Here is a 17,374-nt window from a genome sequence, read left to right as displayed (position 1 = left end):
GCAGCTGCGATTGTTCCCCTACACCCCCATGTGCATCTCGCGAATCAGCTTCTTGTTGATCTTGCCGATGCTGGTCTTGGGGATGTCAGTAACGAAGTGCACCTGCCGGGGGATCGCCCACTTGTTGATCTGGCCCCGGTCGACGAACTGCTTGAGGTGCGCTTCGAGCATCGGCTGGTCAAGGCTGTCACCGGGCGCGCGGACCACCAGGGCAATCGGCCGCTCACCCCACTGTTCATCGGGAATGCCGACCACCGCCACGGCGCTGACCGCCTGGTGCTGGCTGATCAGGTTTTCCAGGGTCAGCGAGCTGATCCATTCACCGCCGGTCTTGATCACGTCCTTGATCCGGTCCTTGATCTCCAGCACACCGTGGCGGTCGATCGAGCCCATGTCACCGGTGTGCAGCCAGCCGTCCTGCCACAGCTCGGCGCCTTTCTGCGGTTCGTGCAGGTAGCCCTGGGTCAACCAGGGCGAGCGCACCACGATTTCCCCCAGCGACTCACCGTCGTGTGGCATGTCGTTGCCTTGCGCATCGACGATACGCAAGTCGACCATCGCCACCGGGGCGCCGGTCCTGATGCGCTGCGCGACCTGCTCGCCCATGGGCAAGGCCAGGTCTTCTTCGCGCAGGTGGGTCAGGGTCAGCAGCGGGCAGGTCTCCGACATGCCGTAGCCACTGTAGATCAGCATGCCCCGCTCGCTGGCCTGACGGGCCAGGCCGTGGGTCAGCGCGCTGCCACCGAGCAGAATCTTCCAGCGGCTGAAATCGGTGTGCCGGCCTTGCTCGCAGTCCAGCATCATCTGCAACAGGGTCGGCACACAGTGCGAGAACGTCACCCCCTCGTCGCGGTACAGCCGGACCAGCGTGTTCGGCTCGTAGCGCCCCGGGTACACCTGCTTGACCCCCAGCACCGTGGCCACGTACGGCACACCCCAGGCGTGCACATGAAACATCGGCGTGATCGGCATGTACACGTCGCTCGAACGCAACAGCGGCTGGCCGTCGTAAGCGGCAAAGGTGCCCAGTTCGTTGAGGGTGTGCAGCACCAACTGACGGTGGGAGAAGTACACCCCCTTGGGGTTGCCCGTGGTGCCGGTGGTGTAGAACAAGGTGGCCACCGAGTGCTCGTCGAAGTCGTCGAACTCGGCCTGGCAACTGGCGCTGGCCAGCAGCGCTTCGTACTCGCCCAGCACTGGCAGCGTGGTGGCCGTGGCCTGTTCGTCGGTCAGTTGCAAGTAACCTCGCACCGTGCCCAGCTGGCCCTGAATCTGCTCCAGCAGCGGCACGAAATCGTCGTGCACCAGCACCAGGTCGTCTTGCGCATGGTTCATGGTGTAGGCGACCTGCTCCGGCGATAGCCGCACGTTCACTGTGTGCAGCACGGCGCCTAGCATCGGCACGGCAAAAAAGCACTCCAGCGAGCGGTGGCTGTCCCAGTCCAGCAGCGCCACCGTGTCACCCGCCTGCACCCCGGCAGCACGCAACACATTGGCCAGGCGCCGAACCCGCTGGTCGAGGTCACGGTAGGTGTAGCGCAGCCTGTCGGCGTAGACGATCTCCTGCTCCGGATGCTGCCGTACCCCCGACATCAGCAGGCGCTTGATCAGCAAGGGGTAGGCATAGGCACCGGCTGCCGGCGGCATTATTTTTGTCTTGGCCATGAAGGTAGATTCCAGTTTCCGTGTTCGTTTCAACTATTAGGGCGCTCAAGCGCTCATCCGTGTGTGTGCCCGGGGTTCGCTCACCTGCTTGCCAGACGGCGCGGCAGGCGCGCAGGGTTGGGGCGCAGCGGCGACGAAGCGTTTGTCCGGCAGCAGGAAGTACGACAGCGCGGGGATCAGCACCAGGGCGCCGAGCATGTTCCACAGGAACATGAAGGTCAGCAGGATGCCCATGTCGGCCTGGAACTTGATCGGCGACCACGCCCAGCCGACCACCCCCGCCGCCAGCGTAATGCCGACCAGCCCCACCACCCGGCCGGTGAAGGCCACGGCGTTCTGGTAGGCCTCGCCCAGCGAACGACCTTCGCGTTGGTAATGCAGCTGCACGCTGAGCAGGTACAAGGCGTAATCCACACCAATGCCGACGCCCAGGGCGATAACCGGCAACGTGGCCACTTTCACGCCAATGCCCATCACCACCATCAAGGCCTCGCACAGCACCGAGGTCAGCACCAGCGGCAACAGCGCCACCAGGGTCGCCCGCCAGCTGCGGAAAGTGATCAGGCAGAACAGCGTCACCGCCAGGTAGACGAACAGCAACATGGTGCGGTTGGCTTCACGGACCACAATGTTGGTTGCCGCCTCTATGCCGGCACTGCCGGCCGCGAGCATGAACTGGCGGTCGGGGCTGCTGTTATCGCGGGCAAAGCGGTCGGCGATGGCCACCACGTCGTCCAGGGTCTGGGCCTTGTGGTCTTTGAGGTAGGCGATCACCGGCATCATCGAGCAGTCGGTGTTGAACAGCTCCGGCGCATTGACCGACGCTTGCTGGGCGGCGTAGTTGAGCATGTCCTGGTTGCGTTGCAGGCTGCTCATCTTCGGGTTGCCCTCGAATGAGCCCGCCGTAATCTGGCGCACGGCATTCACCAGGGACACCGTGGTCTGCACGCCCGGGTACTGCTGCAGCTCCCAGGCCAGGCGGTCGGCAAGCATCAGCGTCTGGTAGCTGAGGCAGCCTTCCGGCGGGGTCTTGATCATCACCGCGAACAGGTCGCTGGACAGCGCGTAATGCTGGGTGATGTAGGCGTTGTCGCGGTTGTAGCGGGAATCGGCGCGCAACTCTGGCGCCCCGCTGTCGAGGTCACCGATCTTCAACTGCAGGCTCACCCAGAACCCGCCCACGCCCATCAGCGTGGCCACCAGCACGGCGCCCGTGGCCCACTTGCGCGTGGTGAAACGGTCGAGCGCATCCCACAGTTTGCCGAAGCCGCGGTGCTCGGCAGCGCGCTGGTCGATGCACAGCGCCCGTGCGGCGGCCTTGCGGCCCACGCCGACGTAGGACAACGCCACCGGTATCAACAGCAACGAGGTGAAGATCAGCACCGCGACACCAATACTGGCGGTGATTGCCAGGTCCTTGATCACCGGGATGTCGATCAACATCAGCACGGCAAAGCCCACGGCGTCGGCCAGCAACGCAGTGACCCCGGCCACGAACAGGCGGCGGAAGGTGTAACGCGCGGCGACCTGCCGGTGCGTGCCACGGCCAATGTCCTGCATGATGCCGTTCATCTTCTGCGCCGCATGGGACACGCCGATGGCGAAAATCAGGAACGGCACCAGGATCGAATAAGGGTCGATGGCATAGCCCAGCCAGCCGACGATACCCAGTTGCCACACCACCGCCGTGAGCGAACAGAACACCACCAGCAAGGTGCTGCGCACACAGCGGGTGTATAGGAAGATGATCACCAGCGACGTGAGCACCGCCAGGGCAAAGAACATCATCACCTGGACCAGCCCGTCGCTCAGGTCGCCCATCAGCTTGGCAAACCCGATGACCCGCACCTTGTACTTGCCATGGCCCTCTTCGCCGGCCTTGCGCGCCGTGCTGTCCCCGGCGTACTCGTACTTGTCGCGCAGCTGCTGCTCGAGCATCTGCGAGAACTGCCGGTAATCAATGCCGCGGCCGGTGGCCAGGTCGTGGTCGAGCAGTGGCACCACCAGCATGCTCGATTTGAAATCGGTCGCCACCAGGCTACCGACGATGCCGGCGCGGTTGATGTTCTGGCGCAGTTGATCGATATCGGCGGGCTTGCCCTGGTAATCGTCGGGCATCACCGGGCCACCCTGGAAGCCTTCTTCGGTGACTTCGGTCCAGCGCACCCCTGGGCTCCACAACGACTTCATCCAGGCGCGGTCCACGCCCTGGGCCAGAAACAGCTCGTCGCTGACCTGCTTGAGCACGTCCAGGTACTCCGGGTCGTAGATATCGCCCTGGGTGTTCTCCACCACCACCCGCACCGCGTTGCCCAGGCCGCGCAGCGACTTGCGGTTGTCGAGGTAGTTCTGGATGTAGGGCTGGCTCTGCGGGATCATTTTTTCGAAGCTGGGCCGCAGCTCAAGCCGGGTCAGCGCCAGGTACCCCAACACCCCCGTGACCAGCACCATAAACAGCATGAACAGCGGGCGGTAGTTGAAGACCATGCGCTCCAGCACGTTGCCGGAACGCGGGTCGAAATCCCTCAGGTCGCGGATGACCGGTAGGGTGTCTTGCTTGATGTTGGCCATCACTGGGTTCTCTTGGAATGCTTGGAGGCTTATCGGGCGGGCAGCACGCGTACACCGCGCTCGCCTACCAGCACGGTGGCATTTGCGCCGGTCTGCAGGGCGCCGGCCACCGGTGCCGGCGGCACCTGCGGTTGCACGGCAAAGCTCAGGCCGCCGTCGCGGCTGCGCAGCACCTGCCCGCCCTGGCTGAACAGCCAGTAGTCACCGTGGCTGTCGAGGCTGGCGGCGGTGATGCTCTGGGTCACCCCGGTGTCCACCTTGGCCCAGCTCTGGCCGCCATCTAGGCTGCGTGCCACATGGCCGCGCAGGCCATAGGCGAGCACCTCGCCAGGCTTGCCGAACACGCCAAACCAGGTACCTGGGTAGGGGCTGGGCAAGGCGACGAAGCGCTGCTGGCCGGCATCCCACTTCAGCAGCAGGCCCTGTTCGCCAACCAGGTACAGCGCATCGCCGACGGCGCGGATCGCATTCAGGTGAAAGCCTTGCGGGTTGTCGGTGCGGTCTTGCATCGGCACCCAGGTGCTGCCGCCGTCGTCGGTGCGCAGGATCAGGTTGAACACCCCCACCGCGTAGCCGTGGCGGGCGTCGGCGAACCACACACCGAGCAACGGCTTGTCGGCGCCCTCCTGCTCTAGGCGCTGGCCCTCGGCGACGAACTGCGCCCATTGCGCGTCCTCGGGATGGGCCTTGGCCAAGGCCTGGTAATGGGCCGCCACCAAAGCGCCAATCTGCCGGCCATCGAGCTGTACCGCCCAGTTGGCGCCGCCGTCACGGCTGTGCAGGATCACCCCATCGTTGCCCACCGCCCAACCTTCCAGCGCAGTGGGGAACACCAAAGCATTAAGGTCGGCACTGACCGGCACGCTGGCCTGGTGCCAATCCTGGCCCTGGTTGTCGGAATACACGATATGGCCACGCGGCCCTACCGCGACCAGCCGCTCACCGGCCAGTGCTACATCGCGCAGCGCACTGTGCACCACCAACGCACTGGCTTTGGCCGGCAAGTCCAATACATCGACATAGGCCGCCTGGGCCCCACCGCAAGCGCCGCCCAAGGTGAGCGCGACGGCCAGCGCCCACGGCGTAAACGTGTTCAAAGTAGCCATGCCACATCCTCTGCAAACCCTGCCGGCGGCCACCTGTGGCCAGCCGGCAGGCTGATCGTCGGGGTCAGCGAATACCGGCGCCGGCCAGGGCTTCCGGCGACCACTGCGCCTTGGACAGAGGGGCGATGTACTCGATACCGCCGTGCGGGCCGATCAGGCCATTGACGTTGTAGCTGCCACCCACCAGGTCGTAGACCACATGCGGGTTGTTGTTGGGGATCTGCACGTCGTAGCTCTGCGTGAAGAAGCTGAACGAGCCGCGATACAGCTGGCCACGGGCGTCGTACTGGTCGGAGGCCAGGGCGAACCAGCTGTCCTCGTCGAGGTAGAAGCGGCGCTTGGCATAGATGTGCCGCGCATTGCCCTTGAGCGTGCCTTCCACTACCCACACGCGGTGCTTCTCCCAACGCACCTGGTCAGGCGCCAGGTGGTTCGGCGTGGTCAGGGTTTTCGGGTCGTGGATGTAGGTCAGCCGGTAGGTGTTGTACGGCACGTACATCTCGCGCTTGCCTACCAGGTGCCAGTCGTAGCGGTCCAACGCGCCGTTGAACACGTACACGTCATCGAACGTACCCGAGCCGGCGGTGCCCGGGTTGGGGGTGTCGTAGGCCAGGTTCGGCGCCAGCTTCACTCGGCGCTGCCCCGGCAGGTACTGCCAGGCGCGACGTTCTTGCACCAGCGGGTTGGCGGCATCCTTGAGCATCATCGACTCACCGGCACGGCGCGCCGGGCCTTCGAAGTACAGCTTGGTCTGGAAGTAAATGTCCTTGGCTTCGATGACCTTGTTCAGGTCTTCGTAGATCGGGTAGGCGTTGTAGGCCAGGCCCGTGGTCGCCAGGGCCGCGACACCGGCAGCGTCGACGTTCCAGGAGTCGTACTTGGCCTTCTGCGCCACGCCTTGGTAGCGCAGCAGGTGGTTCCACATGGCCTCGGCACCCGATTGCGGCACCGGGAACGGCACGCCGGGCAGGACATTTTCGATGGCCAAGCCGTCCTGCAGGGACTTGGCATTAGCAGCGTTCTTCAGGGTGTTGTCGAGCAGTGCCTTGGGCAACGCGGCAGTGCGGTGGCTGGGGTAGACGTCGATGTGGAAGGTGGGGAACCGCTTGGCCAGCTCCACGGTAGTGGCGGTCAGCGCGTCCTTGTACTGGTCGACGTTTTTGCCGTCGATTACCAGCAGCGGCTTTTCAGTGGCAAAAGGGTCGGGGCGCAGGGTATCGCCTTGCTTGAAGCCCGCGGGCGGGGTGTTCAGGCCGCCCTGGTAGGCCGGGATCGAACCGTCGGCGTTGCCCGCCTTGTCAGCACCCACCGCGGTCAGGTCCTTGCCCAGCCGGGCGACATCCTGGGCCGGGGCGGCCGCTTGGGCGCCCCCGGCGATAACGACCGCAAGCGAGGCCGACAGCAGGCTATTGAGATACTTCATCAGGTTTCTCCGCTTGTTGTTGTAATGGAGTTTCAGAAGGTGGTCTTGAACGAGGCAGTGACCATGCCGCGGTCCTTGAGCAGCGGCGCCAGGCCGGCCTGCGACGTGATCTGCCCGGGGATGCACTGGTAGCGCCCGTTGGTGCCTGGGGTGTTGTTGTCGGTACCGCTCGAGCAGGTATCGAACTTGCCGAAGGAGTCGACGTACTTCAGGTCGAACTTGTATTTTTGGTAGACATCGGCGGCGATCCCCACCGAGTAGCTGCCAGAGTCCTCGTTACCGCCCAGCTGGATGGCCGAGTTGCCCTTGAGGCCGACGTTGTAGGACAGCGGCATCGACACATCGACCCCCGGCAGCGCCTGGAACCAGGTCGGGGTGAAGTTGACCGCCAGGGTGTAGGCGTTGGTGGTGACCTTGTCGACGCCGTGGTAGGTGGAGTCGCCCTTGAAGGTCTGCTCACCCTTGTCGACGCTGACCAAGTGGGTCATCGCGCCCTCCACGGCCAACGACGATGCATTCCACAGCGGCGTGGCGCCAAACGACACCAGGCCATTGAGCACCACATGGAAGGTTTTACCGCGGGCCAGCCCGGTTTCACCGTGGCCTGGCACCTCGCCGATCAGGTTGGTGCCGCCGGCGGTGCCGGCCAAGGCCTCGTACAGCGGCCCGTTGATGGTGCTGAAGTTGCTGATCAGCGGCATGTTCTCGCGGTAGTTGACGTCCAACCCCACGCTGACCGGGCCGACGCTCTTCGCCAGGCTGATGCCGTAGATGTCGATATCGTCGGCGTAAGCGGCCATGTAGCTGCTGCCGGCCAGGCTGCCGGTGTGCAGGTTGGGGGCGTTGATCAGCACGGCCGGGGTCGGGTCGGAGGTGTTGCGGTAGTAGAAGCCCAAGGTGCCGTCGAGCCATTCCGGGCTCCACTTGGCCATCAAGCCGAAGTCACCCGTGTTGTGAGGGCGAATGTCATGCCCGCGCGGCGCGCCGTAGAAGGCACCGGCACCGCCGACGGCATTGGGCACCGGCAGCCAGAAGATCTCACCGCCGTCGCCCAGCATGTCATAGGCACCCATGTAGGTACCGCCTTCGGGCAGGCGCGAGTTCTCGAACTCGAGGAAGTACTGCGCCGCCAGGGTCAGTTCAGGGTTGACCGTGTAGCTCAGCGACAACTGCTTGCGCGGCAGGAACAGTTCTTTGGTTTCGGTACCCGGCACGTTGTACAGCTTGGCCAGGTCCAGGGCCGACTGGCCATAGTTGATGCCGTTGGCGGCGTTGAACAGGGTCTCGCCCCAGTACACCGAGTGCCAGCCCAGCTTGCCGCTCAGCATCGACTCGTCGCCGATTTCGGTGTTGTAGAACACGAAGGCATCCAGAAACTCGCCCGACGGCCCGTTGTAGTAACGGTCGCTGTAACGGCTCAGGCCATGGTGGCGTGCCGGGCCACCGGCCAGCACGGTACCCGCCGGCAAGCCACCGGCCGGGCGTGCCAGCACCAGGTTGCCAGCGTTACCCGCTTGGCCGGGGAACGGGTTGGAATTGGACCCCACGTCGTCATAGGCATGGTCGTACCAGCTGGCCGCACTGACGCGCATGCCCATGGTGTTCTGATAGACCACATCCAGCTCGGTGAGCAGGTCGAGGCGCTGGGTGACCGCGCTGCCGACACTGAAGTTCTTGTCACCGTCATTGAGGTTGGCGGTGCGGGCGATCTTGGCGTTTTCGCCTTCGACCCGCTGGCCGTAGCTGAGCTTGGCGGTGTTGTCGAAGCGCACGCTCCAGTCGGGGTTGGCGATGTCCAGCTGGAATGCCTGGGCAGCCGGCGCACCGGCGACCAGCAGCAACGTAGCCATCACGTTACGGCGGGGAAGGCAGAAGAGAACGTTTTTATTGTTGTTCATGCGATGTCTCTGCGTGGGGGTTAGGCGCGGCTCAGCGATCGAGTTGCTGTATCAGGGCCTCGGCTTGGGGCCACGGGCCGTAGCCCGAGGCAGGGTTGAGGTGGCCAACGGCACCGAGCTCGACCAGCGCGCTGCCCCACTGCGTGGCCAGGCCGGCGACTGCGCTCAGGCTGGCCAGGTGGTCGTTGCTGCTGGCGGCTACCAGGCTGGGGAACGGCAGCGGGCCGCCTGGCAATGGCGCCCAACCCTGGGCGCGCAGGGAATCCGGGGTGGGATAGCCTTGCGGCCAATCGCTGTGCAGGTCTGGCGGTGCGGCCAGCAAGGCGCCCTTGATCGGCCGCTGATAGCGCGCCGCCCAATGCGCCACCATCAGCACGCCGGCGCTGTGCGCGACCAGGATCACCGGGCCCTCGATTTGCGCCAGCTCACGCTCGATCGCTTCGACCCGTGCCGTGCAGTTGAGCTTGTCGGTTTCCAGTGGCGGCACCGCACGCACCTTGGCCAGGCGCGCCTGCAACAGGGTCTGCCAGTGTTCAGGTACATGGTCGCGCAGACCGGGAACGATCAGCACGGTGGCGGCGGTTTGCAGTTTTTCCATGTCAGGGCCCTTGCTCTGTTCACTCGGTCGATTGCCGACTGCTTGAGGGCCAGAGTAATGAGTCGGTCCGGCACACGCTTTACATTGCGCGTCACGGATTTTTCAGTTGATGACACGGCCGACGCGGCCGCCCGCAGCCCCCTCGCCACGGGCGACCAACGGCAGGAAAATGGCTTTGCATCTGATGACACAGGCGCTATAAGTGACTACCCGCCAGCGCAGCGGGATGCCCATCAAGAACACGTGGAAAACAACAATATGACCGTGCTCGCCCGAGCGGCTTCGCTCACCAATTACCTGGAAGTTTCCCGCCACCTGGGCCTTAACGGCCATGGCCTGCTGGCCCAGGCTGGCCTCAGTGCGTCCTTGCTCGAAGCGCCTGACCAGCGCATCCCGGTGGCTGCCGCCATCAGCGTACTTGAAGAATCGGCGCGGCTGAGCGGCTGCGAAGCCTTCGGCCTGCGCATGGCCGAACTGCGCCAGTTGTCGGATTTTGGTGAGGTCAGCCTGCTGATCAGCCACCAGCATTCGCTGCGCGATGCGCTGCAGGTGATCGTGCAGTACCGCCATGTGCTCAACAACGCGCTGGCGATCCACATCGAAGAAACCGGCAAGACGGTGATCATCCGCCAGGAGGTCATCACCGAGCAGCCGATACACAGCCGCCAGGCCATCGAGCTGGCCATCGGTGTGATGCACCGCTTCTGCTCAGCGCTGCTGGGCGCCCACTGGCACCCGATCAGCGTCAACTTCACCCATGCCGCCCCTGCCGACGTGGCCATTCACCGGCGTATTTTTGGCTGCAAGCTGGAGTTCAACAGCGACTTCAACGGCATCGTCTGCTCGGCCTCCGACCTGGACACGGCCAACCCGCAGGCCAACGAAGCCATGGCGCGGCTCGCCCAGCGCTACGTCTGTACGCTGCAGGATGACGGCAACCCCTCCCTGGTGCACGAGGTGCGCAAGTCGATCTTTTTGCTGATGCCCATGGGCCGCGCCACCATCGAACACATCGCCCAGACCCAAGGCATGAACGTGCGCACCTTGCAGCGCCGGCTGGAAGAAGAAGGCGCCACCTTCAGCGAGCTGGTCAACGGCGTGCGCCGCGACCTGGTGCTGCGCTACCTGGAAAGCCCCGGCTATTCGTTGGGGCGTATCGCCGACATGCTCGGCTATTCCATGCACAGTTCGTTCACCCGCTGGTTCATCAGCCAGTTCGGCCAGCCACCGGCCACCTGGCGTGCTCAGCATGACCTGCCCACGCCACTCAAACGCGCCCGCAGCGCGGCCCAGGGGCCAGTCACCACGCGCTGAGCGCGTGGTGTTACAAGCCGAAGCGCAACAGCACCAGCACCAGCGCCACCAAGAACACCGTCTCGCCGACCATCAGCAAAATCGGCTTGATGCCCACGGCGGCCAGCTCCTTGAGCTGGGTCTTCATGCCCAGGGCACTGATCGACACCACCAGGCACCAGCGCGACAGCTCGTTGATCCCACCCTGCACGGCCAACGGCACCCACCCGGTGCTGTTGATGCAGGCCAGCGCCAGAAACCCCACCGCGAACCAGGGCAACAATGGCGGGCGCTTGCCTGCGGTGTCGGTACCCTGGCGGCGCGAGATCATGGCCGCGACAACAATCACCGGCACCAGCATGGCGACGCGCATCAGCTTGACCACCGTGGCGGTGTCGCCGGTTTCGGGCGACATGCTGTAGCCCGCCCCCACTACCTGGGCGACGTCATGGATCGTCGCGCCAAGAAAGACCCCGGCAGCCTGTGGCGACAGGCCGAGCGCGTTGGCGATCATTGGGTAGAGGATCATCGCCAGGGTCGACAACGCCGACACACCGATCACAGTGAACAGCGTCGCCCGCTCTTTTTGCGGGTGGCTGGGCAGCGCAGCGGCCAGCGCCAACGCCGCCGAGGCGCCGCAGATCGCCGTGGCGCCACCGGTGAGCATGCCGAACAGGCGCTGGAACCCCAGGGCCTTGGCCGCCACCATCGACACGCCGATGGTCACCACCACCAGGATCACCACCAGTGCGACGGCCTTCCAGCCCAGGCCTGCCATCTGCTCCAGGGTGATGCGCATGCCCAGCAATGCCACGCCCAGGCGCAACACCGTGCGTGCGGTGAATTCGATGCCGGCTTTGCATTTGCCATCGCTGGCCAAAAAATTCAGTGCCAGGCCTAGTAGCAGGGCGAACAGCATGACCGGCGCGCCATAATGCTCCGCCAGAAAGCTTGCCGCCCCAGCGGCAATCAGGCTGACGCTAAGCCCCGGCGCCAACTCCCGCGCGCGGTGGTTGACCTGGGCAAGCGCAAGGGTGCTCATGACACCACCTCCTGGCCGGTGATGACGATAAAGACCTGGTTGCCCTCCACCTCCACCGGGTAGCTGGCCACTTTGAGTGCCTTGGAATTGAGCAGGTAGCCGCTGGCAAGGTCAAAGCGCAGGCCATGGGCGCGGCACTGGATCACGGCGCCGTCCAGTTGCCCGGCGCACAACGATGAACCCTGGTGCGGGCAGCTGTCGTCGATGGCCAGCAAACGCCCGTCGACATTGAACAGCGCCAGGCTTTTGCCCCCGTGTTCGAACAGCACACGCTCGCCGACGCCGGGCACGCGCTGGGCCGGTACCTCGATACGCCCGTTCACACCTGCACCCCCGCCGAACGCGACAGCGCCAGGTGCATGGCGTCGAGCAGTTGTTCTGCCGGCTGGGCACCGAACACGCGCAGGTGGTCGTCGAAGACGAAACACGGCACGCCCCTGCTGGCGATGTCGGCGCTGGCACTGATGAATGGCCGGCCATCAGCGCTCAGGCTCCCGGCCAGCGCGGCAGGCGTAAAGCCGCACTGTTCGGCGATGCGCAACAGGGTGTCGCGATCGCCCAAGTCTTCGCCCTCGCGGAAATACGCGGCAAACAGCCGCTCCAGTAGCGCCCCGACCTGTTGCTCGCTGCCCAGCTCGACCGCATGCAGCAGCAGGCGATGGGCGTCGGCAGTATTGGGCATGCGCGCGATCCGGCTGAAGTCGATCAGCTCGCCCACGGCACGCGCAGCCTCCTGCACTTGCCCTTGGCGTTGCCGCACCGCCTCGTCGCTGCCCAGGCGGCGGCGGTAGAAGTCGGCGAACGGCTGGCCGGTTGCCGGCAGGTCGGGCAACAGCTGCACGCCGTGCCAGGCCAGGGTGACCTCGACCTCGGGCCGGGCTTCGCGCAAGTGCGCCAGCGCGGTTTGCAGTTGCCGCTTGCCGATCAGGCACCACGGGCAGATGAAATCGAAATACACGTCAATCGACAGCGAATGCTTCACGTACGGGCCTCCAGTACAGGCTCGACAGGCGCTTGCGGGCTATTGCCACAGGCCAGGCGCGCCATGTCAGGGTGGTAGTGGCGCTTGGCGTAGAAGAACACCGCCGCGGCGGCGATGCTGATCAACGGCACCAGTTGAAAGGCGGCTTGCAGGCCGATCAGGTCGGACACCTTGCCGGTGATCAACGGGCCTGTGGCCAGGCCGAGCAGGTTGTTGCTCAGGGTCAGGGTGGCGAATGCCGTGCCATGCACCGTGTAGTGGGTCAGGTTGGCGACCATGGCACTGGACGGGCCATTGGTGCCTGCGGCAATCATCATGCCCAGGCAGATCAGGACCAGTTGCGGCAGGCCCGCCGGCATGGCGAAGGCCACTGACAGCAGCACACAGCTGCCCAGGCAGTAGGCGATGGCCAGGCTGATCTTGCGATCAGGGCGATCGCGCCCCATGCGGTCGCACAACATGCCGCACAGCACGATGCCGACGCCGCTGCACAGCACGATGATTGCTGCCACGGCGCCGGCCCGGTCGGTGCTCATGGCGTAGTAGCGGTTCAGGTAGCTGGGGATCCAGACGATCACCGTGCCGCCGACGAACAGCTGCAAGCCGCTGCCGACATAGGCACTGATCACCGAGCGGCTTGAATAGAGGGTGCGCAGTGGGCGCAATGCCTTCAAGGCGGCCTTGTCGCTGGCGCTCGCCCGATTTTTTGGGGCAATGCGCGCCTCGCGCACGATCAGCGGGTAGAGCAGCGCCAGGGCCAGGCCGAAAAACGCCATGCCGGCGAACGCCCAGCGCCAACCCAGGTGCTGGGCCATCACCCCGCCCAGGGCCATGCCCAGCACCGAGCCGAACATGCCACCAGCCATGAACGACCCGGCCAAGGTGGCACGCATCTCACGCGGGAACACCGCCACCACCACGGCAATACCGACGCTGCCATAGGCAGCTTCGCCGACACCGACCAGAAAGCGCGCGATGAACATCTGCTGGTAGTTTTCGGCAACTGCGCAGCCCAGCGTGGCCAGGCTCCACATCACCGCCATGAAGGTCAGGCTCTTGATGCGGCCGATGCGGTCGGCGAGCAATGACAGCGGAAAGGTCAGCAGCCCGACCATCAGGGCGACGATGCCGCTGAGCAGGCCGAGCTGGCTGTCGCTGAGCTGCCATTCCTGCTTCAACAGTGGGAACACGGCGTTGAGCACCTGCCGCGACATGTAGTCGGAGATCAACAGGCCGAAGGTCAGGGCAAAGACGATCCAGGCATAGCGCCGGGGGATGCCCAGTGATGTATCCGTGCCTGGGTCCGTCGCACCGGTGTGATAGGTGGCCATGCTGCCTCCTCGGGTATCTGGCTTGGGTTGTTTTTGTTGTTATGAACAAATGCCAAAATCTGTGCTGCGGGTGCTGGCCTCATCGCCTCGCGTCAGACGCGCGCCCCTTGTAGGAGCAGCCTTGCGCTGCGAAGAGGCCGGTGAAAGAACCGCAAATCTTCGCAGTAATCACGGGCCTCTTCGCAGCACAAGGCTGCTCCTACAGGCTGCGAAGAGGTAAAACCGCGAATCTTCGCAGTAATCACGGGCCTCTTCGCAGCACAAGGCTGCTCCTACAGGCTGCGAAGAGGCAGAACCGCAGATCTTCGCAGCAATCACGGGCCTCTTCGCAGCACAAGGCTGCTCCTACAAGGGAATGAGGCCGGTGCCTTAGGCGCGCTGTGGCACGCCCTTCTGGCCCGGCCGGCGGTTCGGCGCCATGCCGTTGGCCAGCAAGGTTTCCTCGACGGATGCGTACTGCTCGCCGATCCGGTAGATCGCCCGGGCTTCCTTGCCATTGGCCACTTCACGCCCCAGCTCATGCGCCACGCGCACGGTCTGCTGGATCTGCTGCACCGAGGTGAACGGCTTGCCGTGCTGGTCGATGATGGTGTCTTCGATACCACAGCGCGGGTGCAAGCCCATGGCCAGGGCCATGGTGTTGAACGGCAGCACGTTCTTGAGCAGCGACTCTGCGGTCAGGGTGCAGCCATCCGGCGCACGGTGCACAAAATTGAAGAAGTTGAACGGGTTCGGGCCATCGAAACCGCCACCAATGCCGATCCAGGTCAGGTTCAGCGGGCCTTTGTAAACGCCCTTGCGCACCAGGCGCTCGAGGGTTTCCAGGGCATGCATGCCGGTCAGCTGGAAATGCGGCTGGATATTGCTGGCCTGCAGCCGACGCAGGTGCTCCTCGACCCAGGCCGGCCCGGCGGGCACGGTCATTTCACTATAGGCGGCCTGGATCCCAGGGTTGGCCAGCGATGTACCTTCCAGGTATTCGGGGTACAGCAGCTCCATGATGTTCATCTGGGTGGTGTTGATCGCCACCGTCACCTGGTCAGGCTTTGGGGTCAGCTCGGCCAGCATGTGGCGGGTGTCGTCGCTCAGCCACTTGGCCGCTTCACCCTCGCCTTCGGGTGCGAACGAAATCGAGCCGCCGACCTGGATGATCATGTCCGGCACCGCTTCACGCACCCCGGCGATCAGCTCGTTGAACTTGGACAGGCGCTTGGAGCCGGTGCCATCGAGTTCACGCACGTGCAGGTGCAGTACAGTGGCGCCGGCTTCGTAGCAATCGACTGCCTTTTGCACCTGCTCGTCCATGGTCACCGGAATGTCCTGGGGGAAATCGTCGGGCATCCACTCGGGGCCATAGGGGGCCACGGTGATGACTACCTTTTCCATGTTTTCCGGGTGCAGCGAGTCGTCGAAGAATTGCATGTCTGATCCTCAGTCTTGTTCTTGTCTGTTCAGAAAGTGCTGTCGCCCATGATCCCGGCCCGCTCCATCTTGCGGTGGCAGGCCGGGTAGTCCATGACGGCGTAGTGCTGGGTGCTGCGGTTGTCCCAGATGGCGATGCTGTTGGGTGACCAGCGCCAGCGCACCTGGTACTCGGGGATGTACACCTGGCTCACCAGGTAGCGCAGCAGGTCGGCGGCGCCGGGGTTGGCGTCCTGGCCGAAGCGCACGCGCTCGGGGGTGTGGTAGTTGGTGAAGTGGGTGGCGAAGGCATTGACGAACAGCACCTTCTCGCCGGTTTCCGGGTGGGTGCGCACCACCGGGTGCTCGGCATCGGGGTAGCGGGCCTTGAGCGCCAGGCGCTTGTCGGTCGGCATGGCGGCGCCGAAGCTGGCCTCGATGCTGTGGCGGGCGCGCAAGCCCTCGATGCGGGCCTTGATCTCGGCCGGCAGGTTGGCGTAGGCCAGCACCATGTTCGCCCACATGGTGTCGCCGCCCACCGGCGGGCACTCCACGCAGCGCAGCACGCAGCCCATTGGCGGGGCTTCGCGCCAGGTGGCGTCGGTGTGCCAGGCGTTTTCGTAGCGGTCGGCCGGCTGGTCGGGGCGTTTGTAGATTTGCACCAGGCCCGGGTGCTCCGGGTCGCTGCCAGCGACGGGGTGATCCTCCAGTTCACCGAAGCGACGGGCGAACGCCACGTGCTCGGCGCGGCTGATGGCCTGGTCGCGCAAGAACAGCACCCGGTGCTTGAGCAGCTGGGCGCGAATCTCGGCGAACAGGCCGTCATCGTGAATGGCATCGGCCAGCCTGACGCCGACCAGTTCGGCACCGATGGCGCAGGTCAGTTGTTCGACTTGCATGGCAGTGCCCTCAGATGACGAAGATCGACGAGCCGGTGGTCTTGCGCGACTCCAGGTCACGGTGCGCCTGCACCGCATCCTGCAAGGCGTAGTGCTGGTTGATCTCGATGCGGATGCGGCCGCTGCTGACATGGTCGAACAGCTCGCTGGCCAGGCGGGTCTTCTCTGCCGGGTCGGCGATGTAGTCGGCCAAGGCCGGCCGGGTCATGAACAACGAGCCTTTGATCGCCAGCAACTGCGGGTCGAACGGTTCGATCTTGCCGGACGCGGTGCCCACGCACACCATCAGGCCACGGCGCTTGAGCGAGTCCAGCGAGCCCATGAAGGTGTTGCGCCCGACACTGTCGAACACCACGTTGACGCCTACGCCATCGGTCAGCTCGCGCACGCGCTGGGCGACGTCTTCGTGGCTGTAGTTGATGGTGTGGTCGCAGCCATGGGCGCGGGCCACAGCCGCCTTGGCGTCGGTGGAGACGGTGCCGATCACGGTCAGGCCGAGCAGCTTGGCCCACTGCGAAACGATCAGGCCGACGCCACCGGCCGCCGCGTGCAGCAGGATGCTGTCACCGGGCTTGAAGTCGTACAGGCGGCGCATCAGGTACGAGGCCGTCAGGCCGCGCATGGTCATGGCGGCCGCCGTCTCGAAGGAAATGGTTTCCGGCAGTTTGATCAACGGCGCGGCGGGGATCAGGCGCTCGGTGCTGTAGGCGCCGAGGGTGTTGAGGAAGCCGGTGTAGGTCACCCGGTCGCCGACCACCACATGGCTGACGCCCTCACCTACTGCCTGCACCACACCCGACGCTTCCACGCCCATGCCGTTGGCCAGCGGGATCGGGTAGGTGCCATTGCGAAAATAAGTGTCGGCGTAGTTCAGGCCAACCGCCACGTGGCGCAAGCGCACCTGCCCAGGGCCGGGCTCGCCGACGTCGACGTCTTCGTAACGCAGGACCTCAGGCCCTCCGGTTTCGTAGAAACGTACCGCTTTGGCCATGCCAATCTCCCTTCTTGTCATTGTTGTTGAGCACACAAAGTGCGTCTTGAGGGGCAATTTAGGCCGTTGCGCCAAGCGCCGCTTATCATCGGACGACAACCGTTTTACAGTTGATGACAGCGCGCCTGGCGCAGGGGCTCAGAACGCCGAAAGGCCGCCGTCGACGGCGATGGC

The 17,374-nt window shown here is 64.8% G+C and carries 14 protein-coding genes; 1 reads left to right on the top strand and 13 read right to left on the bottom strand.

Annotated features, from left to right (window positions below):
- Positions 1–18: 18 nt before the first annotated feature.
- From OO306_RS08055 to OO306_RS08030, 6 genes are all read right to left on the bottom strand, one after another.
- Positions 19–1,665 carry a fatty acid--CoA ligase gene (locus tag OO306_RS08055; protein ID WP_238211569.1) on the bottom strand — a complete coding sequence of 549 codons (1,647 nt, stop codon included), beginning with the start codon at positions 1,663–1,665 and terminating at the stop codon, positions 19–21.
- A gap of 45 nt (positions 1,666–1,710) precedes the next feature.
- Entirely contained in the window at positions 1,711–4,236 is a 2,526-nt protein-coding gene (locus OO306_RS08050; protein WP_265968287.1) for an RND family transporter, read from the bottom strand.
- A gap of 29 nt (positions 4,237–4,265) precedes the next feature.
- On the bottom strand, positions 4,266–5,342 hold the full coding sequence (locus tag OO306_RS08045) for a YCF48-related protein (RefSeq protein WP_265968286.1): 1,077 nt from the start codon (positions 5,340–5,342) through the stop codon (positions 4,266–4,268).
- A gap of 64 nt (positions 5,343–5,406) precedes the next feature.
- A complete protein-coding gene (locus OO306_RS08040) occupies positions 5,407–6,765 on the bottom strand; it encodes a DUF1329 domain-containing protein (protein ID WP_027596398.1) in 1,359 nt (452 codons plus the stop codon).
- A gap of 32 nt (positions 6,766–6,797) precedes the next feature.
- The gene (locus OO306_RS08035) at positions 6,798–8,663 is read right to left on the bottom strand and encodes a DUF1302 domain-containing protein (RefSeq protein WP_027596397.1); all 1,866 of its coding nucleotides are present in this window, start codon (positions 8,661–8,663) and stop codon (positions 6,798–6,800) included.
- A gap of 31 nt (positions 8,664–8,694) precedes the next feature.
- Entirely contained in the window at positions 8,695–9,261 is a 567-nt protein-coding gene (locus OO306_RS08030; protein WP_265968285.1) for an alpha/beta hydrolase, read from the bottom strand.
- 258 nt (positions 9,262–9,519) lie between these two features.
- Between OO306_RS08030 and OO306_RS08025 the strand changes: the two genes are divergently transcribed.
- Positions 9,520–10,575, top strand: a complete 1,056-nt coding sequence (locus OO306_RS08025) for an AraC family transcriptional regulator (RefSeq protein WP_265968284.1) — start codon at positions 9,520–9,522, stop codon at positions 10,573–10,575.
- A 10-nt stretch (positions 10,576–10,585) separates the two neighbouring features.
- On the opposite strand, the gene OO306_RS08020 is transcribed toward OO306_RS08025, so the two are convergent.
- The 7 genes from OO306_RS08020 to OO306_RS07990 all read right to left on the bottom strand — a co-directional run bounded on the left by OO306_RS08020 (position 10,586) and on the right by OO306_RS07990 (position 17,200).
- Positions 10,586–11,596, bottom strand: coding sequence for a YeiH family protein (locus tag OO306_RS08020; RefSeq protein WP_265968282.1), 1,011 nt, complete (start codon positions 11,594–11,596; stop codon positions 10,586–10,588).
- Positions 11,593–11,919 carry a Rieske 2Fe-2S domain-containing protein gene (locus tag OO306_RS08015; protein WP_265968281.1) on the bottom strand — a complete coding sequence of 109 codons (327 nt, stop codon included), beginning with the start codon at positions 11,917–11,919 and terminating at the stop codon, positions 11,593–11,595. The genes OO306_RS08020 and OO306_RS08015 overlap by 4 nt, the downstream gene beginning before the upstream one ends.
- On the bottom strand, positions 11,916–12,578 hold the full coding sequence (locus OO306_RS08010) for a DsbA family oxidoreductase (protein WP_265968280.1): 663 nt from the start codon (positions 12,576–12,578) through the stop codon (positions 11,916–11,918). Before OO306_RS08010 ends, OO306_RS08015 begins: the two co-directional genes overlap by 4 nt.
- Positions 12,575–13,909, bottom strand: a complete 1,335-nt coding sequence (locus tag OO306_RS08005; protein WP_265968279.1) for an MFS transporter — start codon at positions 13,907–13,909, stop codon at positions 12,575–12,577. Before OO306_RS08005 ends, OO306_RS08010 begins: the two co-directional genes overlap by 4 nt.
- A 369-nt stretch (positions 13,910–14,278) precedes the next feature.
- Positions 14,279–15,331, bottom strand: a complete 1,053-nt coding sequence (locus OO306_RS08000) for a 3-keto-5-aminohexanoate cleavage protein (RefSeq protein ID WP_027596390.1) — start codon at positions 15,329–15,331, stop codon at positions 14,279–14,281.
- A 29-nt stretch (positions 15,332–15,360) separates the two neighbouring features.
- Positions 15,361–16,209 carry a TauD/TfdA family dioxygenase gene (locus OO306_RS07995; protein WP_265968278.1) on the bottom strand — a complete coding sequence of 283 codons (849 nt, stop codon included), beginning with the start codon at positions 16,207–16,209 and terminating at the stop codon, positions 15,361–15,363.
- 10 nt (positions 16,210–16,219) lie between these two features.
- A complete protein-coding gene (locus OO306_RS07990) occupies positions 16,220–17,200 on the bottom strand; it encodes a quinone oxidoreductase (protein WP_099429635.1) in 981 nt (326 codons plus the stop codon).
- Between the last annotated feature and the right edge of the window lie 174 nt (positions 17,201–17,374).

It is taken from the genome of Pseudomonas sp. DCB_AW (assembly GCF_026240895.1).
Lineage (GTDB): Bacteria > Pseudomonadota > Gammaproteobacteria > Pseudomonadales > Pseudomonadaceae > Aquipseudomonas > Aquipseudomonas kermanshahensis.
Note: the sequence above shows the minus strand (reverse complement) of the source record. Positions and strands in the feature narration are given on the sequence as shown.

Excerpts from the sequence above, each read along its gene's own strand:
- OO306_RS07995 (WP_265968278.1), bottom strand. The coding sequence starts at position 16,209 with ATGCAAGTCGAACAACTGACCTGCGCCATCGGTGCCGAACTGGTCGGC.
- OO306_RS08000 (WP_027596390.1), bottom strand. The coding sequence starts at position 15,331 with ATGCAATTCTTCGACGACTCGCTGCACCCGGAAAACATGGAAAAGGTA.
- OO306_RS07990 (WP_099429635.1), bottom strand. The coding sequence starts at position 17,200 with ATGGCCAAAGCGGTACGTTTCTACGAAACCGGAGGGCCTGAGGTCCTG.
- OO306_RS08030 (WP_265968285.1), bottom strand. The coding sequence starts at position 9,261 with ATGGAAAAACTGCAAACCGCCGCCACCGTGCTGATCGTTCCCGGTCTG.
- OO306_RS08025 (WP_265968284.1), top strand. The coding sequence starts at position 9,520 with ATGACCGTGCTCGCCCGAGCGGCTTCGCTCACCAATTACCTGGAAGTT.
- OO306_RS08055 (WP_238211569.1), bottom strand. The coding sequence starts at position 1,665 with ATGGCCAAGACAAAAATAATGCCGCCGGCAGCCGGTGCCTATGCCTAC.
- OO306_RS08040 (WP_027596398.1), bottom strand. The coding sequence starts at position 6,765 with ATGAAGTATCTCAATAGCCTGCTGTCGGCCTCGCTTGCGGTCGTTATC.
- OO306_RS08045 (WP_265968286.1), bottom strand. The coding sequence starts at position 5,342 with ATGGCTACTTTGAACACGTTTACGCCGTGGGCGCTGGCCGTCGCGCTC.
- OO306_RS08020 (WP_265968282.1), bottom strand. The coding sequence starts at position 11,596 with ATGAGCACCCTTGCGCTTGCCCAGGTCAACCACCGCGCGCGGGAGTTG.
- OO306_RS08050 (WP_265968287.1), bottom strand. The coding sequence starts at position 4,236 with ATGGCCAACATCAAGCAAGACACCCTACCGGTCATCCGCGACCTGAGG.
- OO306_RS08005 (WP_265968279.1), bottom strand. The coding sequence starts at position 13,909 with ATGGCCACCTATCACACCGGTGCGACGGACCCAGGCACGGATACATCA.
- OO306_RS08035 (WP_027596397.1), bottom strand. The coding sequence starts at position 8,663 with ATGAACAACAATAAAAACGTTCTCTTCTGCCTTCCCCGCCGTAACGTG.